Here is a 260-nt window from a genome sequence, read left to right as displayed (position 1 = left end):
GATTGAATCAATCGCGAGTTTTCCATTGACTGCGCAACAAGCAAAGAGCTATGTCGCAGATAATTTGGTCTTAATCGGTGATGCGGCACATGGCGTGCATCCGCTGGCAGGTCAAGGGTTGAATCTGGGCATGCTCGATGTGCAGACGTTAAGCGAGCAATTGTCACACGACTTTGCCCGTAGCGGTGGAACCAGTTGGGGCAGCAATCAAACGTTGCGTAGCTACGAGCGTTTGCGCCGTCCGCATAACAGTCTAATGA

General features: G+C 51.5%; 1 protein-coding gene. It reads left to right on the top strand.

What is annotated here, in order from left to right:
• Positions 1–25: 25 nt before the first annotated feature.
• A partial coding sequence (locus AAEZ18_RS19130) for an FAD-dependent monooxygenase (RefSeq protein ID WP_352256005.1) occupies positions 26–260 on the top strand: 235 nt, incomplete at its 3' end.

This window comes from Pseudoalteromonas sp. 19-MNA-CIBAN-0066, assembly GCF_040308705.1.
Taxonomy (GTDB): Bacteria; Pseudomonadota; Gammaproteobacteria; order Enterobacterales; family Alteromonadaceae; genus Pseudoalteromonas; species Pseudoalteromonas nigrifaciens.
This window is presented reverse-complemented; position numbering and strand designations above follow the sequence as displayed.